Source organism: Pararhizobium sp. DWP3-4 (assembly GCF_049898205.1).
Classification (GTDB): Bacteria; Pseudomonadota; Alphaproteobacteria; order Rhizobiales; family Rhizobiaceae; genus Pararhizobium.
The window spans coordinates 14112-38462 of record NZ_JAFCXF010000024.1 but is presented as its reverse complement, the minus strand read 5'-3'; the positions used below and the strand labels follow the sequence as shown (position 1 = coordinate 38462).

The following is a 24351-nucleotide window of genomic DNA, read 5'->3' as shown; positions in this document are numbered from 1 at the left end:
AAACCCAAAATCGTCGCCATCGTTGCGACAATGCGCAAGCTTCTCACCATTCTCAATGCCATCATCCGGGACAATAAACCATGGCAAAACGCTTGACGAACAAGACAGTCGCTCTCCCCTGCGGGGAGAAGAGGGAGTGCGGGGCCGGGCATGAACTCGATAGGCATTTATCATGCTCCAAAACGCCGCCATTCATATCGGAATCGTTGAAGATGTTTATTTCCATATGATGGGAATGATTTCCATTAAATGATTGCCCGCTGAAAAAATCGGACTACCCTGATCCTCACACGATGGAGGAAACAGTCATGGCGAAAATGCGCGCAGTCGATGCGGCGGTTCTGGTTCTGGAGAGGGAAGGCGTCGATTGTGCCTTCGGGGTTCCGGGAGCGGCAATCAATCCCTTTTATTCGGCGCTGAAGGCGCGCGGCTCGGTGCGCCATATCCTGGCGCGGCATGTCGAGGGCGCGTCCCATATGGCGGAAGGCTATACCCGCGCCAGGCACGGCAATATCGGCGTCTGCATCGGCACCTCGGGTCCGGCCGGCACCGACATGATCACCGGGCTCTATTCGGCCCAGGCGGATTCGATCCCGATCCTCTGCATCACCGGCCAGGCGCCGCGCGCTCGGCTCGACAAGGAAGACTTTCAGGCGGTCGATATCGCCAGGATTGCCGGGCCGCTGACCAAATGGGCGGTCACCGTCATGGAGCCGGCGCTGGTGCCGTTCGTCTTCCAGAAGGCGTTTCACCTGATGCGCTCGGGCCGTCCCGGTCCGGTGCTGATCGACCTGCCGGTCGATGTGCAGCTGGCCGAAATCGAGTTCGATATCGATACCTACGCGCCGCTTGAGGCCTACAAGCCATCAGCGACGCGGGCGCAGGCCGAAAAGGCGATCGCCATGCTGAACGCTGCGGAGCGTCCGCTGATCGTTGCCGGTGGCGGCATCATCAATGCGGATGCATCCGATCTCTTGACCGAATTTGCCGAGATCACCGGCATTCCGGTCATTCCGACACTGATGGGCTGGGGTACGATCCCCGACGACCATCCGCTGATGGCCGGCATGTGCGGCCTGCAGACCTCGCATCGCTACGGCAATGCCAATCTGCTTGCCTCCGACTTCGTGCTGGGTGTCGGCAACCGCTGGGCCAACCGCCATACCGGCAACGTCCCGACCTATACCGAAGGCCGCAAGTTCGTCCATGTCGATATCGAGCCGACCCAGATCGGCCGGGTCTTTGCACCGGATTTCGGCATCGTTTCGGATGCCGGTACTGCGCTGAAACTGTTCCTTGACGTCGCCACCGAATGGAAAACGGGGGGCAAGCTGAAGGACTGGTCCGGTTGGGCGGAGGAATGCCGCGAACGCAAGCGGACCATGCTACGCAAGACGCATTTCGACCAGACGCCGCTGAAACCACAGCGTGTCTACGAGGAGATGAACAAGGCGTTCGGCCGCGACACCTGCTACGTCTCGACCATTGGCCTTAGCCAGATCGCCGGTGCGCAGTTCCTGCATGTCTACAAGCCGCGCAACTGGATCAATTGCGGCCAGGCCGGCCCGCTCGGCTGGACGCTGCCGGCAGCGCTCGGCGTGCGTGCCGCCGATCCAAACCGGACGATCGTGGCGCTCTCGGGCGACTATGATTTCCAGTTCATGATCGAGGAACTGGCCGTCGGCGCCCAGCACAAGCTGCCTTACCTGCATGTGGTCGTGAACAATTCCTATCTCGGCCTCATCCGCCAGGCGCAGCGCGGGCTCAACATGGATTTCGAAGTCAGCCTCGCCTTCGACAATATCAACGCCTCCGGCGATGCGGAGAAGGGATATGGCGTCGATCATGTGACGGTGGCGGAAGGTCTCGGCTGCAAGGCGATCCGGGTCAGGAGCCCGAACGAATTCCGGGAGGCCTTTTCAAGGGCAAAAGACCTGATGGAGGAGCACCAGGTGCCCGTCGTCATAGAATTTATCCTTGAGCGCGTCACCAATATTTCGATGGGCGCCGACATCAACGCGGTAGTCGAATTCGAGGAGCTGGCCGAACGCGGCGAGGATGCCCCGACGGCGATCATGGCGCTGCTCGACTGATCAGAGAGACGGAGGATTTTTCATGCCAAAATTTGCGGCAAACCTGACTATGCTTTTCAACGAAGTGCCGTTCCTCGACCGGTTCGCACTGGCCGCCAAGGCCGGGTTCACGGCGGTGGAATATCTCTTCCCCTATGATTTCGATGCCAAGGCGCTGAAGGCGGCACTCGAAGTCAACGGCCTGACCCAGGTGCTGCACAACCTGCCGGCCGGCGACTGGGCCGCCGGCGAGCGTGGCATCGCCGTCCTGCCCGACCGGATCGATGAATTCCGCCGCGGCGTGGCCTCGGCTATCGATTATGCGACCGCGCTCGGCTGCACGCAGATCAACTGCCTTTCCGGCATTGCGCCGGTCGGCGTATCGGACGAGGTATTGCGGGCGACGTTCGTTGCCAATCTGCGGCTGGCGGCAGGGGAACTGGGCAAGCACGGCATCCGGCTGTTGATCGAGCCGATCAACCGGTTCGATATTCCGGGTTTCTACCTCAACACGGTGGAGCAGGCGGCCTCGATCATCAAAGAAGTGGGCAGCGACAACCTGTTCATCCAGTACGATCTCTACCACCAGCAGCGCACCGAGGGCGAGCTGATCGGCACGTTCAAAAAGTACCAGGCGCAGATCGCCCATGTGCAGCTGGCCGACAATCCTGGCCGCAACGAACCGGGCACCGGCGAGATCAACTATTCCTTCGTCTTCGCGGCGCTGGATGCGGCCGGATATGACGGCTTCATCGGCTGCGAATACAAGCCGCGCATCACGACATCCGAAGGGCTCGGCTGGCTTGCATCAGCCACATCCCCCCGCAGCGCAGACATCATCAAGATCAGGAGCTAAGCATCATGGCCACAATCGGCTTTATCGGACTGGGTATCATGGGCACGCCGATGGCGCGCCACCTGCAGGATGCCGGCCACACCGTCGTTACCTCGAAATTCCACATCCCGCCGAAGCAGGAACTGCTCGACAACGGCCTGCGTTTTGCCGACACACCGAAGGCACTGGCGGAAAAGGTCGATATCACCATCCTGATGCTGCCGGATACGCCGGATGTGAAGGACGTCCTGTTCGGTGAAGACGGCGTTGCCTCCGGCCTGTCGAAGGGCAAGCTGGTCATCGACATGAGCTCGATCTCGCCGATCGAGACCAAGGAATTTGCCAAAAAGGTCCGTGAAACGGGCGCCGAATACATGGACGCGCCGGTCTCGGGCGGCGAAGTCGGCGCCAGGAACGCGTCGCTGTCGATCATGGCGGGCGGTACCGAAGGAAGTTTCGAGCGGGCGCTGCCGCTGTTCAAGCTGATGGGCAAGAACATCACGCTGGTCGGCGATTGCGGCGACGGGCAGGTGACCAAAGTCGCCAACCAGATCATCGTCGCCCTGACCATCGAGGCTGTCGCGGAAGCGCTGGTCTTTGCTTCGAAGGCGGGCGCCGATCCGGCCCGGGTTCGCGAAGCGCTGATGGGCGGCTTTGCCTCGTCGCGCATTCTGGAAGTGCATGGCGACCGCATGGTCAAGCGCACCTTCGAGCCGGGCTTCCGTATTTCGCTGCACCAGAAGGATCTCAATCTGGCGCTACAGGGGGCAAAGGCCATCGGCGTTTCGCTGCCGAACACGGCGGCGACGCAGGAACTGTTCAACAGCTGCGCTGCCCATGGCGATGCCGGCCTCGATCATTCAGGCCTCGTCACGGCTCTCGAACGCATGGCCAACCACGCGGTCGCCTGACGACAAGGACCGGGCGGCCAGGAGGAGGGCCGCCCGGTTTTTCATGAATGAGGATGAAGACATGGCCGTGATCGCCGACCCGAAAGCCTTTCTGGAAACGCTGTTTCATGCGGCAGTCTCCGCCGCCGATCCGGCCAAGGTGCTGGCCGCCAACCTGCCGGAAAAGCCGAAGGGCCGCACGGTGGTGATCGGCGCCGGCAAGGGTGCTGCCCAGATGGCGCAGGTGTTCGAACGGCTGTGGGACGGGCCGCTCTCGGGCGCCGTCGTGACGCGCTACGGCTATGGAGCACGATGCGAGCGGATCGAGGTGCTGAAGGCATCGCATCCGCTGCCGGATGGAAACGGGCTGAAAGCCTCGCGCCGGTTGCTTGAGGAGGTCAGCGGCCTTGGCGAGGACGATCTGGTCGTGGCGCTGATCTGCGGTGGCGGCTCGGCGCTCCTACCGTTGCCGGCGGGTGACCTGACGCTCGACGACGAGATCGCCGTCAACCGGGCGCTTTTGGCCTCCGGCGCACCGATCAGCGCGATGAACGCGATCCGCAAGCATCTGTCCCGCATCAAGGGCGGGCGGCTTGCGGCGGCGGCCTGGCCTGCAAAAGTCGTGTCGCTGGTGGTCTCGGATATTCCCGGCGACGATCCGGCGCTGGTGGCCTCGGGACCGACGATTCCCGACAACAGCACCCGCGAAGACGCACTGCGCTATATCGAGCGCTACCGGCTGGAATTGCCGGAAAAGGCGATGGGGTTTATCCGCAGCGACGCGTCTGCGGCACCGAACCCTGCCGACCAAAAGTTTCACCGCAACGAGGTCCGCCTTGTCGCCTCGGCTGCAGTTTCGCTGGAGGCGGCCGCCAATCTTGCCCGTTCAGCCGGCGTCAAGGCAGTCATCTTGTCCGACGCGATGGAAGGCGAGGCGCGGGAGGTCGGCCGCGTGCATGCGGCGATTGCCCGCGAGGTCTCCGTTCGCAACCGGCCGTTCCGCAAGCCGGTGGTCATTCTGTCGGGTGGCGAAACGACGGTGACCATAAGGGGCGAGGGCAAGGGCGGGCGCAACAGCGAATTCCTCTTGTCGCTGGCATTGGGTATCGACGGTTCCGAAGGAATTTCGGCGCTGGCCGCCGATACCGATGGCATCGACGGGTCGGAGGACAATGCCGGCGCGTTTGCCGATGGGACAAGTGTCGCGCGCCTTGCCAAGGCCGGGGTCGATGGAGCGGCGCTGCTTGACCGCAACGACGCCTGGACCGCGTTCGATGCGATCGGCGATATTTTCAAGCCGGGGCCGACCGGGACCAATGTCAATGATATCAGGGCGATTTTGGTGCAATAGCGCCGTTCATTCACCTAAAGGCAGCGGTTCACGAAACTCTGGAACCAAATGCCCTGGTCGCCAGTTAGCATCCTCATGGTTCAATGCAAGAGGATAAAGGCGATGCTGAAATCATTGTCTGGAGCTGTCTCCGGTATCGAAATCGATCCGCAGCAGGGCGGGATGAGTTTGGCGGATTTCGAATGGCGCTACCGCGTGGTCATTATTTTCCCCGATGACAACCATCTCGACGCAGCGCGGCAGGCGAACCTTTTGCTTGCCGAGGCTGATGGACTTCGCGAGCGCGACATGATCGTGCTGGAGGTCGGGCGCAATGAGGTCAAGGCACTGTTCGGCCCCGAATACGATCTCAATTGCTACGCCATCCGCTCCGACCTGGACGTCACGGACGGTTTTTTTGCACTGAAGCTGGTGGGCAAGGATGGCGCGGTGAAATTCCGCGCGGATGAGGTCGTGCCGGCAGCCGTGCTGTTCGAGCTGATCGACCAGATGCCGATGCGCCAAGACAAGCGATCAAACTGACACCGATGATGAAGCCGGATTCAGTAGCCATTCGCTGATCCCCGCCGCTGCCGCCCGTCCAGTGGCAAAGCAGGCGGTAAGCAGATAACCGCCGGTCGGCGCTTCCCAGTCCAGCATTTCCCCGGCGGCAAAGACGCCTGGCAGGACCTTCAGCATGTATCGTTCGTCGAGCGCATCGAAGCGAATGCCGCCGGCCGAAGAAATCGCTTCGGCGATGGGGCGAGGACGCGTGACGGGAATGGGCAGCGCTTTGATCAGGTTGGCCAAGTGGGCGGGGTCGTTGAGCGCGATCTGGGAACCCAGTTCCCGCACCAGGGCCGCTTTGACGCCTTCGAGACCGGCGCCCTTGCGCAGGCGATTGGAGAGGCTGATCTTCCCATCCTGCCGCGCCAAGTCCTTTTCCAGTCTGTCGAGACTGCGGCCAGGAGCGAGATCGACAAGGAGGGTCGCCTTGCCCTGCCGCGCCAGACGGTCGCGCAATTCTGCCGAATGGGCGTAGACGAGGCTGCCTTCGATCCCGTGGCGGGAGATCACGAATTCGCCGGGGAAGGCGCCTGCGTCCGACATGGTCGTGACGGATTTTAGCGGCGCACCGGCAAAGCGGTGCTTGAAGACATCGCTCCAATCGACATCGAAGCCGCAATTGGCGGGCTGGAGATCGGCGATCTCGACGCCTTTGTCTCGCAACAGCGGCATCCAGCTGCCGTCAGCGCCAAGGCGCGGCCAGCTGGCGCCGCCGAGCGCAAGCAGCGTCGCATCGCTGAGGATGGTTTTGGGGCCGTACGGGGTCTCGAAGGTGGGGCGGTCATCGGCAAAGCCCGTCCAGCGATGGCGGGTGACGAGCGTGACACCCTGCGCCTCCAGCCGTCTAAGCCAGCCGCGCAGCAGCGGCGAGGCCTTCATGACTGTTGGAAAGACGCGGCCGGATGTACCGGTGAAGGTTTCCGTGCCGAGGCCGGACGCCCAGGCGCGCACGTCGGCGGGAGTGAAGGCATCCAGCGCTGCGCGCAGGCGGTCCGACGCCGCACCGAAACGGGTGTTGAAACGCAGGTAGTCTTCCGAATGAGTGATATTGAGGCCGGATTTTCCGGCCAGCAGGAATTTCCGGCCGAATGTCGGCATGCCGTCATAGACCGTCACGGCATGGCCGGACATCGACAGCATTTCCGCCGCCATCAGGCCCGCCGGTCCGCCGCCGATGATCGCAATCTGTTTTCCTGACATGAACATTCCAGCGCTGATTGTCGTGATGCGGTCTTGAAGCCTGCAGGTTTTGTATGCAAGGGCGGATGCGCCCATCCAACGGTCCAAGCAACGCCGACGATGGTTCCTGCCGTGATTTTTTGCAAATCATGCGTGCAAGCGCCTGTCTTGGTTCGGAAATTGTTGTGCGGCTGTGTTAGTCTTAAAACCGGTACCGGTGCGGTGGAGAGGAGTCCGCAGCGCCGGCGTCATGCAGCGGCTGCTGTACCGGGAGGAATGCAGGTATCCTTGACCGCCTTTTCGAGGCCGGGTCTCGTATTATCGTCTTCTTTCCGTTCAGGCAGCGTGATCCGACAGGGAGGAGGCCCGATGTATTCTGGCGGCTTGAATTTTGCCTTGGGTGAAGAGATCGAGGCTTTGCGCGACACCGTGCGGCGGTTTGCCAGCGAGCGCATTGCGCCGCAGGCCGCCGACATCGACCGGAACAACAGCTTTCCGATGCCGCTCTGGCGGGAGCTGGGCGATCTCGGCCTGCTCGGGATCACGGCGGGCGAGGACTATGGCGGCACCGGACTTGGATATCTCGCCCATTGCGTGGCGATGGAGGAGATCAGCCGGGCGTCTGCCTCGGTGGCCTTGAGCTACGGCGCCCATTCCAATCTCTGCGTCAACCAGGTCAACCGCAACGGCTCCGACGCCCAGAAGGCCCGGTATCTGCCGAAGCTGATTTCCGGCGAGCATGTCGGCGCTCTGGCAATGTCCGAGCCGGGAGCCGGCTCCGATGTGGTGTCGATGAAGCTCCGGGCCGACAAGCGCGGCGACCGCTATGTGCTCAACGGCAGCAAGATGTGGATCACCAATGGCCCGGACGCCGATGTCCTGGTGGTCTATGCCAAGACCGATCCGGAAGCCGGACCGCGCGGCATTACCGCGTTCCTGGTCGAAAAGGATTTTGCCGGATTTTCGACAGGCCAAAAGCTCGACAAGCTCGGCATGCGGGGCTCCAATACCTGCGAACTGATCTTCAGCGACTGCGAGGTGCCGGAGGAAAATGTGCTGGGCAGCGTTGGCGGCGGTGTGCGCATCCTGATGTCGGGTCTCGACTATGAGCGCGTCGTTTTGTCGGCCGGGCCGCTCGGGATCATGGCGGCTTGCCTCGACGTTGCAGTCCCCTATCTGCATGAGCGAAAGCAGTTCGGTCAGCCGATCGGCGAATTCCAGCTGATGCAGGGCAAGATCGCCGACATGTATGTGACGCTGAATGCGGCACGCGCCTATGTCTATGCCGTGGCGGCCGCCTGCGATCGTGGAGAGACGACGCGCAAGGATGCGGCCGGCTGCATTCTCTACGCGGCGGAACGGGCGACGGCTTTGGCGCTGGAAGCCATCCAGGTGCTGGGTGGCAACGGTTATACCAATGACTATCCGGCCGGCCGGCTGCTGCGGGATGCGAAACTGTACGAGATTGGCGCGGGCACGTCGGAGATACGGCGCATGCTGATCGGGCGGGAGCTTTTTGGCGAGACGGCTTGAGCGTGACACTCTGCAGGATGTTTGGTCGGGGGAATGAATGGCCGTTCTGAAATCGCAAATTACCACGTCTTCCGAAACCTTCCGCGCCAACAGCGCAGCGATGGCGGAGGCGATGCATGTAGTCGAGGAAGCGGCGGCTCTGGCTGCCGGCGGCGGCGGCGAGGTGGCGCGCGAGCGTCATGTCAGCCGCGGCAAGATGCTACCGCGGGAGCGCGTGGCGCAGCTGATCGATCCGGCGACGCCATTTCTGGAAGTGGGCCTGACGGCGGCGCACGGGCTTTACAAGGGCGAGGCGCCGGGGGCGGGGCTGGTGACCGGTATCGGCCGTGTGTCCGGCCGCGACTGCATGATCGTCTGCAACGATGCGACGGTCAAAGGCGGCACCTATTATCCGATGACGGTGAAGAAGCATTTGCGGGCACAGGAGATCGCGGCAGAGAACAATTTGCCCTGCATCTATCTGGTCGATTCCGGCGGCGCCAACCTGCCGAACCAGGACGAGGTGTTTCCGGACCGCGATCACTTCGGCCGGATCTTCTACAATCAGGCCAATATGTCGGCGGCCGGCATTCCGCAGATAGCGGTCGTGATGGGGTCCTGTACGGCGGGCGGCGCCTATGTGCCGGCGATGTCGGACGAGGCGATCATCGTCGAAGGGCAGGGCACGATCTTTCTGGCCGGGCCGCCGCTGGTGCGGGCAGCGACCGGCGAGGTGGTGTCGTCCGAGGATCTCGGCGGCGGCGATGTGCATACGCGGCTTTCCGGCGTTGCCGATCATCTGGCGCGCGACGATGCGCATGCGCTGGCTCTGGCGCGCCGCGCAGTTGCCAACCTCAACCGGCTGGCGATAACCACCGTCGAGCGGCAGGCGCCGGAAGAGCCGGTCTACGATCCCGCCGACATTGCCGGTGTCGTGCCTTTGGACCTGCGCACGCCCTATGATATTCGCGAGGTGATCGCCCGGATCGTCGATGGCTCGCGGCTGGACGAGTTCAAGGCGCGCTATGGCACGACGCTGGTCTGCGGCTTTGCCCATATCCACGGAATTCCAGTCGGTATCATCGCCAACAACGGCGTGCTGTTTCCCGAATCGGCGCTGAAGGGCACGCATTTCGTCGAGCTCTGCTCGCAGCGGAAGATCCCGCTGGTTTTCCTGCAGAACATCACCGGCTTCATGGTCGGGCGAAAATACGAGACGGAGGGGATCGCCAAGCACGGCGCCAAGCTGGTGACGGCGGTGGCGACGACCAAGGTGCCGAAGATCACCATGCTGGTCGGCGGCTCTTTTGGCGCGGGCAATTATGGCATGGGCGGCCGGGCCTTTTCGCCGCGCTTCCTCTGGACCTGGCCGAACAGCCGGATTTCGGTGATGGGCGGCGAGCAGGCGGCAGGCGTGCTGGCAACCGTGCGCGGCGATGCGCTGAAGCGGGCGGGCACGCCCTGGACCGAGGAAGACGAGGCGAAGTTCAAGCAGCCGGTGCTCAACCTGTTCGAGACCCAGAGCCATCCGCTCTATGCCTCGGCGCGGCTGTGGGACGACGGCATCATCGATCCGCGCAAGAGCCGCGACGTTCTGGCGCTTTCCTTGTCTGTAGCGCTCAATGCGCCGATCGACGATACCCGATTTGGCCTGTTCAGGATGTGAGGAGAAAGACCATGAAACGTGATGCTTTCAACGCCAAGAACGCCCCTCAGCCACGCGGCGGTTATTCGCAGGCGGTGCGGATCGAGGACTTTACCAAGGTACTGTTCGTCAGCGGCCAGATCCCGGCCGGTCCCGACGATGTGCTGCCCACAGGATTCGAAGCGCAGGCGCGGCAAGTCTGGCTGAATGTCGATGCGCAGCTGAAGGTTGCCGGCATGAGCAAGGCCGATATCGTCAAGGTCACGATGTATCTGTCCGACCGGCACCATACGATGGCCAACCGGGAAATCCGCGCCGAATATCTGGGCAGTCTAGCGCCGGCGATGACAGTGGTGATTGCCGGCATTTTCGATGAGAGCTGGCTGCTCGAGGTCGAAGTCGTCGCCGCGCAATAACCGGGATAGAGTGATGTTTTCGAAGATATTGGTTGCCAATCGCGGTGAGATCGCCTGCCGGATCATCCGCACGGCGCGGCGTCTCGGCATTCGCACGGTCGCGGTTTTTTCCGAGGCGGATGCCGGTGCGCTGCATGTCGAGCTGGCGGACGAAGCCTTTCGCATCGGTGCGGCCGCAGCCAGCGAAAGTTACCTGAACGCCGGGCGCATCATCGCCGCTGCCAGGCGTTCGGGCGCGCAGGCGATCCATCCCGGCTACGGGTTCCTGTCGGAGAATGCGGAGTTCGCAGAAAGCGTGGAAGCGGCGGGCATGGCCTTCATCGGGCCTTCGGCCGCTGCCATCCGGGCAATGGGACTGAAGGACGCGGCAAAGGTGCTGATGGAGCAATCGGGCGTGCCGGTGGTCCCCGGCTATCACGGCGACAGTCAGGATGCTGCGTTTCTTGCCGGACAAGCTACCGAGATCGGCTTTCCGGTGCTGATCAAGGCGCGGGCCGGCGGCGGCGGCAAGGGCATGCGCCGGGTGGACCGGGCCGAGGATTTCGGCGCGGCGCTTGAGGCGGCGCGGCGCGAGGCGGAGGCTGCGTTCGGCGATGGTGCGGTGCTGATCGAAAAATACCTGACGAAGCCGCGCCATATCGAAATCCAGGTGTTCGGCGACCGGCATGGCAATGCCGTGCATCTGTTCGAGCGGGACTGCTCGCTGCAGCGGCGCCACCAGAAGGTGATCGAGGAAGCGCCGGCACCCGGGATGACGGCGGAAATGCGCCGGGCGATGGGGGAGGCTGCCGTGCGGGCGGCGCGCGCCATCGATTATTGTGGCGCCGGCACCGTCGAGTTCATCGCCGATGTCTCCGATGGGCTTTGGCCAGACCGGTTTTTCTTCATGGAAATGAACACGCGGCTGCAGGTCGAACATCCGGTGACGGAGGCTATCACCGGCATTGACCTGGTGGAATGGCAGTTGCGGGTCGCCAATGGCGAGCCGCTGCCGTTGAAGCAATCGGAACTGTCGATCGACGGCTGGGCTTTCGAGGCGCGGGTCTATGCGGAAGACCCTGCGCGCGGTTTTTTGCCATCGACCGGGACGCTGTCGCATGTGGGGTTTCCGGACGATGGTGTGCGGGTTGACGCCGGTGTGCGGCAGGGTGACCGGATCAGCCCGTTCTACGATCCGATGATTGCCAAACTGATCGTGCACGGGCCGACGCGGGCAGCGGCATTGGCAAAGCTGACGGCGGCATTGGCAAAGAGCCATATCGGCGGCGTCGCCAACAATCTCGAATTTCTGACCCGCCTGAGCCAACAGCCGGATTTCGCGGCCGGGCATCCCGATACCGGGCTGATCGACCGGGAGGTCGAGGCGCTGACGGTGACTGATGCGCCGGATGAAACCGTGCTGGCGCTGGCAGCCGTCCTGTCGCTCGGAACATTGCCGGCCCCGCCCACCGGCGATCCCTGGAGGTCGCTCGGTCACTGGCAAGTCTGGGGGCAGGCGACGCGCACGGTGACGCTCGATCATGCCGGCGAGCGGCATGTGCTGCGGGTGGCGGCGCGTGGTCTCGACCTTTTTGCCGTCCATGGCAGCAACCGGGTCATTCCGGTTCGGATCTCCGGGCGGTTCGATGGCGGTTGTCTTGTCGAGGCCGATGGCCGGCAGAGCCGGTTGCAACGGCTTGAGATCGCAAAGGGGTTCACGCTTCTCGTCGATGGCCGGGCTTTCGATTTCCACATTCCCGATCCGCTGGACGGCGAAGCGGAAAGTGCGGCGGGAAGCGATCGCCTGACCGCGCCGATGCCGGGGCTGATCAAGCTGGTGCGCGTCAAGGAGGGCGACGCGGTGTCGAAGGGCGATCCGCTGATCATCATGGAAGCGATGAAGATGGAGCTGACGCTTTCGGCCAGCCGCGACGGCATCGTCGAGAGCCTGTTTGTCGCCGAGGGCGATCAGACGACAGATGGTACTGTGCTTTTGATGCTGAAGCCTGAGGAGGTCTGATGTCTTCCGTGGGTAAAGACGGAGTTTCAAACAGGGTGTCGATCATCGAGATGGCACCTCGGGACGGTCTTCAGAACGAGAAGGTGCTGATCGAGACGAAGGACAAGATCAGGCTGGTTAATATGCTGTCGGGCTGCGGTTTCGAGCGGATCGAAGTGACCAGTTTCGTCAGCCCGAAATGGGTGCCGCAACTGGCCGACGCTGCCGAGGTCATGGCCGGGATCGCCCGCCGGCCGGGGGTGCGCTATGCTGTGCTGACGCCCAATATGAAGGGTTTCGAGGCAGCTATTGCGGCTGGCGCAGACGAGGTGGCGATCTTTGCCTCGGCCTCGGAAGGGTTTTCACAGCACAACATCAACTGCTCGATTGCCGAGAGCATCGAGCGGTTTCGCCCGGTGGCGGAGGCAGCCCGCAATGAGGGAATTGCGGTGCGCGGCTATGTCAGCTGCGTGGTCGAATGCCCTTATGACGGGGCTGTGGCACCCGAAAGTGCTGCCGACGTCGGGGGGCAATTGCTGAAGCTTGGCTGCTACGAAATCAGCCTTGGCGATACGATCGGACGCGGCACGCCGGAGGCGGTCGACCGCATGCTTACGGCGGTGTTGGCGGACATCCCTGCGAGTAAGCTCGCCGGGCATTTTCACGATACGTCGGGCCGGGCGCTCGACAATATCGGCGTGGCGCTCGATCGCGGCATCCGGGTATTCGATGCGTCGGTCGGCGGGCTCGGCGGCTGCCCCTATGCGCCAGGCGCCAGGGGCAATGTCGATACGCTGCTGGTCGACCGCTATGTGACGAGCCGAGGGTTCGTCACCGGCCTCAACGAGGAGGCGCTTGAAGCGGCCTCGGTGTTTGCACGCAGCTTGAGGAGTTTGGCATGACCTACGAGACCATTCGCGTCACGGTTGACGGCAGGGGCGTGGCAACGCTGACATTGGCAAGGCCGGAAAAGCACAATGCCATGTCCGGCACGATGATCGGCGAGCTGACCACCGTGGCAAGGTTGCTGGGTGCGGATGCCGCCGTTCGGGTCGTCGTGCTGGTAGCCGAGGGTGCAAGCTTCTGTGCCGGTGGTGATCTCGGCTGGATGAAGGCGCAGATCGAGGCGGACCGGGCGGGGCGCATCAAGGAGGCCAAGCGGCTGGCCTTGATGTTCAAGGCGCTGAACGATCTGGCGAAACCGCTCATCGCGCGCGTTCACGGCAATGCGTTTGGCGGTGGCGTCGGGCTTTTATGCGTCGCCGATGTTGCAATTGCCGCCGATACCACCAAGTTCGGGTTGACGGAAACACGGCTCGGGCTGATTCCGGCGACCATCAGCCCCTATGTGATGGCGCGGATCGGCGAGGGGCAGGCGCGGCCCCTGTTCATGTCCGGCAGGATTTTTGACGCGCAGGCAGCGCAAGCGGCAGGGCTTTTGGCGCGCGTCGTGCCATCAGATGATCTCGATGCCACGGTCGAAGCGGAGATAACACCCTATCTGCAGGTCGCCCCCGGGGCAGTTGGCCAATCCAAGGCGCTGGCGCGGTCGCTCGGCATGCCGATCACCGATGATGTCATCGAGGCGACGATCGAACGCCTGGCCGATGTCTGGGAGACGGACGAGGCACGCGAAGGGATTTCCGCCTTTCTAGAAAAGCGCGAGCCTTGGTGGCGCAGATCAGTTTAATCAGCAGCTGCGCTTGAAATGCGCACGATTTGAGCATATTTTGATACTGTACTTATCAATATGCGTTAGGAAATGTCATGGCAGCTTTGAGCTTCGATATGACGGCAAGCCGGTTCGGCGATGGTCAATCGCCGTTCCTTTCGGCTGAGCGGGTCTCCAACCAGCTTGGCGTCACCTTGTCGGAGCTTGCCCGGTTGATCGGCGTTGCCCGCAATACATTGACGGCGAAGTCCGGCGCGCGCAAGGTCGATCATGCCTTGAGCCATGTCGTGCGCATCCTTGCGATGGCCAGCGAAATGGCCGGTGACGAGAACCGCGCGACCATCTGGTTCAAGCATCAGCCGATCCCGGGCTGGGCGGGAAAGACCGCGTATGATCTGGTGAGCGAGGGCAAATCGGACAAGGTGCTGGCCTATCTCGAGGCGGTCCGGTCCGGCGTCTATGCCTGACAAGGCCAGGAAAACGCTGACATTGTGGCGCGCCTTTGTGCCGCAATGGGCCTTTGCGCCGCTTTCCGGCGAGGGCGCGGCGCGGTTCGGTGGACGCTGGAATCCGGTGGGCGCTGCGACGATCTATGCGGCCCGCGAACTCTCGACTGCCTGGGCAGAGTATAATCAAGGTTTTGTCCAGCATCCGGCGCTGATTGCACAGCTGGATCTCAAGGATGCCGCGCTCGCCGACCTCACTGATCCCACGGCGCTCTCCGGCCTTGGCGTGCCGGAGGATATTCATCTTTGCGAGTGGCGGATGCTTCTCGATGAAGGCCAGGTGCCAAAGACTCACCAGCTGCGCCAACGGTTGATTGCCGGCGGTTTCGATGGTGTCGTCTATCCGTCGTTCATGTCGCCGGGCGGGACCTGCGTGGCGCTGTGGCGGTGGAATGAAAAGGGCGCACCCCGCCTCGATGTCGTCGATCCGGACGGCCGGTTGCCGAAGACGCCGGCATCCTGGGTCTGATCCTTTTTGTAAAGCGAAGCGGTCGGCGGATGAAAGCTATGGCCGATCCAGCTGAAAACGAACGATTTTTCCCAAATAGTCCATTAAATAAATAAACAATAATTATCCAAATCTGCCGCAACGATGTAATTTCCCTCTACTTCTGGGGGAACAGCCGCGCATGTCCGACACGCCATCCTACACCATCAAAATCCCCGCCCGCCGGGTGGAGTGGCCGACCGTCATTCTGACCATCGCGATCTATGGCGGCTTTCTGGCGCTGACATTCTGGTGGCAATCGCTGCCGGTCGTCATCGTCGCTCTCGCGGGTGGTTGGCTGATCGCCTGGCAGGGATCGTTGCAGCACGAGGTCATCCACGGGCATCCGACCGGCAATCAGCGCATCAACGACGCCATCGGATCGATCCCGCTATCGCTCTGGCTCCCCTATCCGATCTATCGCGAAAGCCATCTTGAGCATCACCGCGACGAGCATCTGACCGATCCGATCGAGGATCCGGAATCCTCCTATTTTACCAAGGCAGCCTGGGAGCGGCTGGGACGGGTGGGCAAGCTCCTTGCCCGCTGGAATACGACGTTGCTAGGGCGGTTGACCATTGGACCCGCCGTCATGCTGGTGAGTTTTTTGGCGCAAGAGGTTCGGCTGCTGTGGGCCGGCGAGTCTGGGCGGGCGCGCATCTGGACGGTGCATATGATTGGTGTTGCAGCCGTGCTGTTCTGGGTCATGATGATCTGCGGCATGCCGTTCTGGCTCTATTTCTTCGGTTTCGTCTATGTCGGTGCGGCGCTGACGCGGCTGCGGTCCTATGCCGAACACCGCTATGCCGAAAAGCATGAGGAGCGCACCGCGATCGTCGAAAACAGCCACCTGTTCGGGCTGCTGTTCCTCTACAACAACCTGCATGTGCTGCATCACCTGAAGCCCGGCATTTCCTGGTACCGCCTGCCATCGATCTATCGCCGTCACCGCGAGGCCCTGATCGGCACCAATGACGGACTGGTCTATAACAGCTACTGGGACATCGCCCGGCGGTTTTTCCTAAAGCCCCATGACGATATCACGCATCCGAAACATTCCTGAGTGGTGTGCTACCGCAGCAAACTTTGACGATACGGCGCCGGCGGGATTGTGCAGCAAATTTAGAGTGCTACAGCGGCGTTTGCGCGTTATGAATGAAGCGCGATGCTGTAGTGGCTCCTGTCCCTTGTGAAAGCTCCCGAATGCGTCTTGCCAGCCTTGCCATGTATGCCAGTCCGCCGCCGCTTGCCGAGGCCACGGCTAAACTGTGGGATTTCCTCAGTGAAGCCCTGAAGCGGGCAGGGCTGGACGAGGTTCCGGCTGGGTTGGACGATGTCGTGGACTACCATCAGGCCTGGACGCGGCCGGATCTGCTGCTCGCCCAGACTTGCGGCTTTCCTTACGTCAAGCATCTGCGCGGCAAGGTGAATCTGGTGGCAACACCCGTCTATGGCCATCTGGGCTGCGATGGACCGCTGATGCGCAGCTTTATTGTCGTGGCGAAACACAGCGCTGCCCGATCGCTGGAAGATTTGCGCGGCGCGCGGGCGGCGATCAACCAGCCTGACAGCAATTCCGGCACCAACCTGTTCCGCGCCGCCATTGCGCCGCTTTCACGCAATGGCCGGTTCTTTTCTTCGGTGGTCGAAACCGGCAGCCATCGCAACAGTATTGCGGCGATTGCCGCCAGCAAGGCCGATGTCGCGGCGATCGACTGCGTCACCTATGGCAACGCGTTGCGATTTGACCCTGAGAGCCTTGCCGGTGTCCGCATCCTGACGCAGACTGTGAGCGGGCCAGGACTGCCGTTCATCACCCGAGCCGACGCCCCCGAGACGGAGGTGGCACTGCTGAGACAGGTCTTGCAACAGGCCATCGCCGCACCGTCGCTGGCCACCGTGCGGGATGTGCTTTGCTTGAAGGATTTCGCCGTTCTTTCCGATGCCGATTATGAACCGCTGGCCGAACTGGAACGGCAGGCGCGGCGGCTGGGCTATCCGGCTATCGCCTGAACCGTAACGGCCGTGTCTGCGATCAGGGGTACTGACGCTGGCTGGGCCCGCACACGATTCGTCATCATCATCTCAAACGCAGAGGCTATCAGAGCCTGCCAATAGGCGAGCGCCGATGCAGATGCACGCCTGCTGCGCGCGGGGGGAAAATCATTCAATCCGAATGCGCGGGTCAATTTCCTGTTGACTCATATTCCAATCGGATCAATAGTTCGGTGATAGAACGAATTAATTGAGGTGACTGTGAGCGAAACCCTGCGCATCTCCCGGAAGTTTTCCCAAAGGGCCGTGATGGAGGCGATCATCCAGAACGGGCCGATCTCCCGCGCCTCTATTTCCAAGCAGACGGGGCTCTCCAAGCAGACCATCTCGGAAATCGTCCGCCAGCTGGAACTGGATGATTGGGTACGTGAGACCGGGCGCACCAGTGGCCATGTCGGGCGCACGGCCGTCACCTATGAACTGGTTCCGGATGCGGCCTATATTGCTGCGGTCGATCTCGGTGGCACCAAAATCCGGCTCGCCATTGCAGATCTTGCCTGCCAGGTATTTGCCGAGGAAGTCGTCGCGACCGACCGGCGGGGCGGCCAGTTCGTGGTTGACCAGATCGCCGAACTCTGCGCGCAGGCGGCAAGCCATCTGAACATTCCGCGTGAACGCATCCGCATGGCCGTCATCGGGGCGCCCGGCGCGCCGGACGCCAAGACCGGCCGCATCCTGCTGGCGCCAAACATTGCCGATTTCGACACGATGAACGTCGCGGCGGCCTTCGAAAAGGCGCTCGGCATCGATGTGATCCTGGAAAACGACGTCAATCTTGCCGTGCTCGGCGAAAACTGGCTGGGTCAGGGGCAGGGCATCGACAACCTCGCCTTCATCGCCGTCGGTACCGGTATCGGCGGCGGCTTGATGGTTGGGGGGCAGCTGGTGCGCGGCGCGATGAATGCTGCCGGCGAACTGGGTTTCCTGCCGTTCGGCGCCGATCCTTTCGATCCGGAATCGCTGCGCACCGGTGCCTTCGAGCGGGTCACCGCCTCGATCGGCATCATGCAGCATTATGCGGCGGCATCGGGTGAGACGGCGACCGTTCCGGCGATTTTCGAGCGGGCGGCGAGTGGCGATGTGCATGCGTCCGCGACCCTGGACGAGACGGCGAAATATCTGGCGCGCGGCATCAGCGCGATTGCGGCGATCGCCAATCCGGAAAAGGTCATCATGGGCGGCTCGATCGGCCTGCGTCCGGAACTGATCGAGCGCATCCGCAAGTTCCTGCCAACCTGCTTTCCCTATCCCGTCGATATTGAGGCAAGCCAGCTCGGGCCGCGCGCGGCAATCGTTGGAGCTGCGGCGATCGGCCTCAGCCATTTGCACAATGCGCTGTTCGGCGCCGACGCCCCCGACAGCCACATGTCGCTGCCGCCGGCAGAAACGGTGACCTTCCGGGAGGCCCTTCAATGAGCACGTCGAACGCCCTGACGGAAAGACTGCGCGCCGTACTCGACCGCGAGGACGCAATTGCCCTGTTGCGCGGCGCCATCGGAGCCGAGAGCATTACCGGCAACGAGGCCAATTTCGTCGGCTTTCTCGAAAGCCAGATGAAAGCGCGCGGGATCGACGGCATCCATGTCTCGGATTTCCTGCCGGGGCGTCCCAACCTTCGCGGCGAGCGCAAGGGCGATGGAAGCGGCAAGCGGCTGCTGTTCATCGGCCATACCGACACTGTTCATGTCGACGGCTGGCGGGAGCACTGGGCTGGCACCGAGCGGGAAGATCCGTTTGCCGCGCCTGTTATCGACGGACAGATCTGCGGCCGGGGTGCCGGAGACCTGAAGGCAGGTATCTGCAGTTCGCTGGCAGCGCTAACGCTGCTCGACAAAGCAGGGATCAAACTGAAAGGCGACATCGCTTTTGCCTTTGTCGGCGACGAGGAGAGCGGCCAGCCGGGAACCGGCGTGTCGGCCGGGATCAAGGATTATACCGCCAGCATCGAGGCGGGCGTGGTGGCAAAGCCGGATTTCACCGTCTATGTCGAGCCGACCCAGCTGGCAGTCTATCCGGCACAGATCGGCTTCTTCATCACCGATATAAAGATCACCGGCAAATCCGCCTATTTCGGCGTGCCGGAGCTTGGGCGCGACGCGCTGAAGGCGAGCCATGCGGTGATGTCGGAGTTGTGGGAACATTCGGACGCGATTTCGGCGCGGGCCGAGCACCCGCTGATCGGGCGCGGGTTCCTGTTGATCACCGGACTTTCGGGCGGCGGATTCATTGCCGTGCCGGAAGAATGCACGCTGTCGCTGATCCGCAAGCTCTTGCCGGGTGAATCACTCGATACCGCGGCGGCCGAACTGGAAAGTGTCATCCGCGGCGCCGTGTCCGATCCGCAGATCGAAGTGGAGATTTCCTATCCGGCCGGGCGCGACCATGCACTCGGCGGTTCGGCGGCGGAAATCGATCAGGACCTGCCGGAAGTCTCGATGCTCTGCGCTGCCGCCGGCGAGGCAATGGCTGGTCGGGGAGCGATAAAGGGGGCGCCGTTCTGGTCGGAATCGCCGTTCTTCGTCAACCGGCTCGGCGTGCCTGCCGTCTATTGCGCGCCGGGCGATATAAGCAACTGCCACACATTCGAGGAGCATGTCGATGTCGAGGAATACCTCGCCGGGATCGTGGCGTTCGCCACCTTCATGGCGCGCTATTGCGGCATCGTGGAATGAGAAACTGAACCATCGATAATCTGAAAAAGGGAACAGAAAGATGCTTATCAGGACTTTATTGAATGCCGCGCTTCTGACTGGTGCGATGATCACCGCGGCCCATGCCCAGACGGTCGGTCCGGCGGGCGAAACAGCAACACCGAGCGCTGAAATCAAGCTTTCCGACAGCGACATCGCCGCCTTGAAGGGCAAGGGCTACACGGCGGCTTTGCTCTGGCACACGTCATCCGACTTCATCAATGCGGTTTCGGCCGGTGCCAAGGACGAATTCGCCAAGGCAGGCGTCGAGGTTGTGGTGACCACGGACGCAGGCTTCGACGCCGCCCGTCAGCGCAGCGATATCGAGACGGCGCTTGCCGCCAAGCCGAATGTCATTCTCGCCCTGCCGCTCGACCCGACGACATCGGCCGAAGCCTTCAAGCAGGCCGTGACCGATGGCACCAAGCTGGTCTTTCTCTCCAACCTTCCGGCCGGCTACAAACACGGCACCGATTATGCGGCGATCGTCACCGACGATCTGTTCCAGATGGGCAAGCAGGCGGCCGATGCGCTGGCGAAATCGATCGGCGGCAAGGGCAAGGTCGGCTACATCTTCCACGATGCGAGCTACTATGTCACCAACCAGCGCGACCAGGCCTTCAAGACGACCATCGAGAAGGACTATCCGGATATCAAGATCGTTGCCGAACAGGGCATTTCCGATCCGGCCCGCGCCGAGGAACTGGCCAATGCCATGCTGCTGCAGAACCCGGATCTCGACGGCATCTATGTGACCTGGGCCGAACCGGCCGAAGGTGTTCTCTCTGCTCTGCGCGGTGCTGGCAATACCAAGACCAAGGTCGTGACGCTCGACCTGTCGGAACCGGCAGCGCTTGACATGGTCAAGGGCGGCAATGTCGTAGCCCTTGTTGCCGACAAGGCCTATGAGCTTGGCCAGACGATGGCCGCCACCGGCCTGAAAGCGTTGCTGGGTCAGGAAACGCCTGCCTTCATCGTTGCCCCGGCGCTGACCGTGACCAAGGCCGATGTGTCCGAAGGCTGGAAGCAGTCGCTCAACCGCGATGCGCCGCAGTCAGTCCTCGACGCTGCCAAATGATCTGCTGCGCCGGGCTGTGCAGACAGCCGCCCGGCGCGCATCAACCCAAAATTCTGGAGGAATGATGATGAACAAGCTGTCGATGATCCCGGCCGGGCTGGTTGCCGCGCTTCTATCCACCCACGCGTTTGCCGCCGATGGCGCAACCACCGGCCCGCATGGCGAAAAGCCGACACCGGCCGCAAGCTTCACGCTGACGCCGGATGAAGAGACCAAGATCAAGGACGGCAAGTTCACCGCCGCCCTCGTCTGGCACGAAATGAGCGAATACACCAATGCCGTCAACAGCGGCGCGCAGGACGAATTCAAGCGTCTGGGCGTTGAAGTCGTCGCCCAGACGGACGCCGGCTTCGATGCCGCGCGTCAAAAGGCCGATGTCGAGACCGTGCTTGCCAAGAAGCCGTCGATCATCCTGTCTCTGCCGGTCGATCCGGCAACCGCCGGGCCGATCTACGATCCGGCACTGAAGGCCGGCGTCAAGCTCGCCTTTGTCGATAACTCGCCGCAGGGCTATGTGCAGGGCAAGGACTATGTGACCATCGTCTCGGACGACCTGTTCCAGATGGGTCACAAGGCCGGTGTCGCGATGGCCGAGGCGCTCGGCAAAAAGGGCAAGGTCGGCTATATCTTCCATGATGCCGATTTCTACGTGACCAACCAGCGCGACCAAGCCTTCAAGTCGACGATCGAGCAGGATTATCCCGACATGAAGATCACTGCCGAGGCGGGCATGGCCGATCCGGCCCGTGCGGAAGAGATCGCCCAGGCGATGGTGACCCAGAACCCCGATCTCGACGGCATCTACGTGACCTGGGCGGAGCCTGCGCTGAGCGTGCTGTCCACCCTGCGCTCTGCCGGAAACACCCACACCAAGATCGTCACGCTCGATCTCAACGAGCCGGCAGCGCTCGACATGGTCAAGGGCGGCGCAGTTGCAGCGCTGGTGGCCGACGAAGCCTACAATATCGGCGTGACTGCTGCGCGTGCTGCGGCCGGATCGCTGGTCGGCAAGCAGGCTGCGCCGTTCCTGGTGGTGGATTCGCTTGCGGTCACCAAGGACACGGTCAAGGACGGCTGGAGGAAGTCGCTCAACAAGGATGTTCCGGCCACCATTGCCGACGCCATCAAGTAACTATCCGCGCTCCGGCGCAGATTGAAATCGTCGCAGCGGCTTCACATGAAGCGTGCCGCTGCCCTGCGGGAGCCACGGGTTCCCGCCCATACCCCCGCTCTTCGGAGGAACCGCTATGTCCAGCGCCCCAAGCAATGCCGCCAAACCGGCGATGAGCATGATCAGCCGCATCAATATCCAGCAATATGTCGTCTATGTCGGCTTTCTGGCGATCTTCCTGTTCTTCGCCATCGTGCTGAAGGACAGCGGGTTCCTGACGGTGCGCAACCTCTCCAACATCGTGCTGCAGACGGCGCCGATCACGATCATGGCGATCGGCATGGTCTTCGTGCTGTCGGCTGGCGAGATCGACCTTTCGATCGGTTCGACCGTCGCGGTCGCAGCGCTCTCTGCCGCCGTTACGATGAACGCCTATGGCATGATCGCCGGCATCGCTGCCGGGGTCGGGGCAGGGGTTGCCATTGGGCTGGTCAACGGCCTTTTGGTCGCCTATGTCCGGTTGCCATCGTTTCTGGTGACGCTGGCAACGCTTGGGCTGTTTGCCGGCGTTGCCCGGTCGCTCACCAACCTGCGCTCCATTCCCGTCACCGATAGCATGTTCACCGGCTTCTTCGGCTCCGGTACGCTGCTCGGCATTCCCTCGCTGGTCTGGTGGACGGTCATTGCCATCGCCGCCGGGCATCTGATCTTCCGTGAAACCCGGTTCGGCGCTCATGTACTGGCGACCGGCGACAACGCCCGTGCTGCCAGCGTCTCCGGCATTCCCGTGCCGCGCATCCGGCTTGCCGTGCTGGTGATCAGCGGCGCGCTCGCCGGTCTTGCCGGTCTGCTCTATGCCGGCCGTCTTCAGGCGGCAAAGTATACGCTGGGCGAAACCGACCTGATGACGGTGATTGCCGCGGTCATCGTCGGCGGCACGCTCCTGAACGGTGGCAAAGGCTCGATCGTCGGCGCGCTCGTCGGCTCGCTGATGATGGGCATGCTCAACAACGGCCTGATCCTGATGGGGCTTTCCGTGTCCGACCAGATGATCGTCCGTGGTCTTATCATTCTCGCCGCAGTCGCCGTATCGCTGCGCGAAAAGCTGCGCTGAAGAAAGGATACCCCATGTTTCTCGACGTTCTGCGCCGCCGCAACCCGAAACTCCTTGAAGCCGCGATCGCGCTGCACCGGCAGGGCAAGATCCCGGCCAATGCCTATGTGCTGGATCTCGATGCCGTCGAAGCCAATGCCGGTGTGCTGAAGACAGAGGCCGACCGGCTCGGCCTTAAGATATTTGCCATGACCAAGCAGGTCGGCCGCGCCAGTTCATTCTGCGCGGCCGTGCAGCGGGGCGGCATCGACCGGTCCGTTGCGGTCGACATGGCCTGCGCCCGCGCCACCCACCGGGCAGGCCTCCGCGTCGGCCATCTCGGTCATCTGCAGCAGGTTGCCCGCCATGAAGCCAAAGCCGCTGCCGCTGCCTTCCGCCCGGACTACTGGACCGTCTTCAACGATGAAAAGGCGAATGAAGCCGCTGAAGGCGCCAGGGCGGCGGGTTATGTGCAGGACCTGCTTGCCCGCATCAAGGCCGAAGGGGATACTTTCTATCGCGGCCATGAAGGCGGCTTCGATGCGGCCGATGTCGCTGATGTGGCCGATGCTTTCGACGCGCTGGATGGCGGACGGTTTGCCGGGATCACCACGTTTCCGGCGCTGCTGTTCGACCACAAGAGCCGCAAGGTTTTGCCGACGCACAATCTGGCAACGCTGACCAAGGCTGCCGAGGCGCTGGCGAAGGCCGGGCGCACCGGCATTGAGGTCAACGCGCCGGGCACCACATCCTCGGTTCTCTTGCAGGGCTTGGCCGATGCCGGGGCGACGCAATGCGAGCCCGGCAACGGCCTGCACGGCACGACGGCGCTGCATGTCGTGGAAGACCTGCCCGAGCTTCCAGCCGTCTGCTACCTCACCGAGGTCTCTCATCTGTCCGCCGGCAAGGCGTATTGCTTCGGCGGCGGCTTCTACATCGACCCGATCTTTCCGGACTATGACGTCAAGGCGATCGTCTCTGACGAGCCGACGGTCGCGGCATCGTCGCTGCGCAGTGTCGAAGTGCCGCCACCATCGGCCATCGACTATTACGCGATGATCGATGCTGGTGGACCGAAGGCGCCGAAGCCCGGCGACACCGCCGTCTTCGGGTTCCGCGGGCAGGCCTTTGTCACCCGCGCCTATGTCGTCGGCGTGTCTGGAATATCCAAGGGTTTGCCGAAGGTCGAAAGCATCGAGAACGGTTTCGGCGAACCTCAATCCTGGCCGGTATAG

Annotated in this window: 22 protein-coding genes and 1 pseudogene; 22 read left to right on the top strand and 1 reads right to left on the bottom strand. The window is 62.5% G+C overall.

Going from position 1 to position 24351, the window contains the following annotated elements:
• From ACP7E6_RS28365 to ACP7E6_RS28340, 6 genes and pseudogenes are all read left to right on the top strand, one after another.
• Window positions 1–96, top strand: a pseudogene (locus tag ACP7E6_RS28365) (IS110 family transposase); the annotation flags it as partial.
• Between the two features lie 212 nt (window positions 97–308).
• A complete protein-coding gene (gene gcl / locus ACP7E6_RS28360; protein WP_426233375.1) occupies window positions 309–2093 on the top strand; it encodes a glyoxylate carboligase in 1785 nt (594 codons plus the stop codon).
• A 22-nt stretch (window positions 2094–2115) separates the two neighbouring features.
• Window positions 2116–2928, top strand: coding sequence for a hydroxypyruvate isomerase (hyi, locus tag ACP7E6_RS28355; protein ID WP_426233373.1), 813 nt, complete (start codon window positions 2116–2118; stop codon window positions 2926–2928).
• 5 nt (window positions 2929–2933) lie between these two features.
• Window positions 2934–3818 carry a 2-hydroxy-3-oxopropionate reductase gene (locus ACP7E6_RS28350; RefSeq protein WP_426233371.1) on the top strand — a complete coding sequence of 295 codons (885 nt, stop codon included), beginning with the start codon at window positions 2934–2936 and terminating at the stop codon, window positions 3816–3818.
• Between the two features lie 61 nt (window positions 3819–3879).
• On the top strand, window positions 3880–5148 hold the full coding sequence (locus ACP7E6_RS28345) for a glycerate kinase type-2 family protein (RefSeq protein WP_426233369.1): 1269 nt from the start codon (window positions 3880–3882) through the stop codon (window positions 5146–5148).
• Window positions 5149–5250: 102 nt separating this feature from the next.
• The gene (locus ACP7E6_RS28340; RefSeq protein ID WP_426233368.1) at window positions 5251–5670 is read left to right on the top strand and encodes a DUF4174 domain-containing protein; all 420 of its coding nucleotides are present in this window, start codon (window positions 5251–5253) and stop codon (window positions 5668–5670) included.
• Here the strand turns inward: ACP7E6_RS28340 and ACP7E6_RS28335 are convergent.
• Complete coding sequence (locus ACP7E6_RS28335) at window positions 5662–6894, bottom strand: TIGR03862 family flavoprotein (RefSeq protein WP_426233366.1); 1233 nt, start codon at window positions 6892–6894, stop codon at window positions 5662–5664. The genes ACP7E6_RS28340 and ACP7E6_RS28335 overlap by 9 nt on opposite strands.
• A 348-nt stretch (window positions 6895–7242) precedes the next feature.
• On the opposite strand from ACP7E6_RS28335, the gene ACP7E6_RS28330 reads away from it, so the two are divergent.
• The 16 genes from ACP7E6_RS28330 to ACP7E6_RS28255 all read left to right on the top strand — a co-directional run bounded on the left by ACP7E6_RS28330 (window position 7243) and on the right by ACP7E6_RS28255 (window position 24351).
• A complete protein-coding gene (locus tag ACP7E6_RS28330; RefSeq protein WP_426233364.1) occupies window positions 7243–8406 on the top strand; it encodes an isovaleryl-CoA dehydrogenase in 1164 nt (387 codons plus the stop codon).
• Between the two features lie 37 nt (window positions 8407–8443).
• Window positions 8444–10051, top strand: coding sequence for a carboxyl transferase domain-containing protein (locus ACP7E6_RS28325; RefSeq protein WP_426233362.1), 1608 nt, complete (start codon window positions 8444–8446; stop codon window positions 10049–10051).
• 11 nt (window positions 10052–10062) lie between these two features.
• A complete protein-coding gene (locus ACP7E6_RS28320; RefSeq protein WP_426233360.1) occupies window positions 10063–10446 on the top strand; it encodes a RidA family protein in 384 nt (127 codons plus the stop codon).
• Window positions 10447–10459: 13 nt separating this feature from the next.
• Entirely contained in the window at window positions 10460–12445 is a 1986-nt protein-coding gene (locus ACP7E6_RS28315) for an acetyl-CoA carboxylase biotin carboxylase subunit (RefSeq protein ID WP_426233358.1), read from the top strand.
• Window positions 12445–13326, top strand: coding sequence for a hydroxymethylglutaryl-CoA lyase (locus tag ACP7E6_RS28310; RefSeq protein ID WP_426233356.1), 882 nt, complete (start codon window positions 12445–12447; stop codon window positions 13324–13326). Before ACP7E6_RS28315 ends, ACP7E6_RS28310 begins: the two co-directional genes overlap by 1 nt.
• On the top strand, window positions 13323–14114 hold the full coding sequence (locus ACP7E6_RS28305) for a crotonase/enoyl-CoA hydratase family protein (RefSeq protein WP_426233354.1): 792 nt from the start codon (window positions 13323–13325) through the stop codon (window positions 14112–14114). The genes ACP7E6_RS28310 and ACP7E6_RS28305 overlap by 4 nt, the downstream gene beginning before the upstream one ends.
• A 77-nt stretch (window positions 14115–14191) precedes the next feature.
• Window positions 14192–14563, top strand: coding sequence for an antitoxin Xre/MbcA/ParS toxin-binding domain-containing protein (locus ACP7E6_RS28300; RefSeq protein ID WP_426233352.1), 372 nt, complete (start codon window positions 14192–14194; stop codon window positions 14561–14563).
• Complete coding sequence (locus tag ACP7E6_RS28295; protein WP_426233350.1) at window positions 14556–15071, top strand: RES family NAD+ phosphorylase; 516 nt, start codon at window positions 14556–14558, stop codon at window positions 15069–15071. The genes ACP7E6_RS28300 and ACP7E6_RS28295 overlap by 8 nt, the downstream gene beginning before the upstream one ends.
• Window positions 15072–15231: 160 nt before the next feature.
• Window positions 15232–16152, top strand: coding sequence for a fatty acid desaturase (locus tag ACP7E6_RS28290; protein ID WP_426233348.1), 921 nt, complete (start codon window positions 15232–15234; stop codon window positions 16150–16152).
• Between the two features lie 140 nt (window positions 16153–16292).
• The gene (locus tag ACP7E6_RS28285; RefSeq protein WP_426233346.1) at window positions 16293–17102 is read left to right on the top strand and encodes a phosphate/phosphite/phosphonate ABC transporter substrate-binding protein; all 810 of its coding nucleotides are present in this window, start codon (window positions 16293–16295) and stop codon (window positions 17100–17102) included.
• Window positions 17103–17345: 243 nt separating this feature from the next.
• Window positions 17346–18560 carry an ROK family transcriptional regulator gene (locus ACP7E6_RS28280; protein ID WP_426233344.1) on the top strand — a complete coding sequence of 405 codons (1215 nt, stop codon included), beginning with the start codon at window positions 17346–17348 and terminating at the stop codon, window positions 18558–18560.
• Window positions 18557–19816 carry a M20 family metallopeptidase gene (locus ACP7E6_RS28275; RefSeq protein WP_426233342.1) on the top strand — a complete coding sequence of 420 codons (1260 nt, stop codon included), beginning with the start codon at window positions 18557–18559 and terminating at the stop codon, window positions 19814–19816. The genes ACP7E6_RS28280 and ACP7E6_RS28275 overlap by 4 nt, the downstream gene beginning before the upstream one ends.
• Window positions 19817–19856: 40 nt before the next feature.
• A complete protein-coding gene (locus ACP7E6_RS28270) occupies window positions 19857–20912 on the top strand; it encodes a substrate-binding domain-containing protein (RefSeq protein WP_426233340.1) in 1056 nt (351 codons plus the stop codon).
• Between the two features lie 61 nt (window positions 20913–20973).
• Window positions 20974–22044: a substrate-binding domain-containing protein gene (locus ACP7E6_RS28265; RefSeq protein WP_426233338.1), complete on the top strand. Its 1071-nt coding sequence runs from the start codon at window positions 20974–20976 to the stop codon at window positions 22042–22044.
• Between the two features lie 115 nt (window positions 22045–22159).
• Complete coding sequence (locus tag ACP7E6_RS28260; RefSeq protein WP_426233336.1) at window positions 22160–23137, top strand: ABC transporter permease; 978 nt, start codon at window positions 22160–22162, stop codon at window positions 23135–23137.
• Between the two features lie 14 nt (window positions 23138–23151).
• The gene (locus tag ACP7E6_RS28255; protein ID WP_426233334.1) at window positions 23152–24351 is read left to right on the top strand and encodes an alanine racemase; all 1200 of its coding nucleotides are present in this window, start codon (window positions 23152–23154) and stop codon (window positions 24349–24351) included.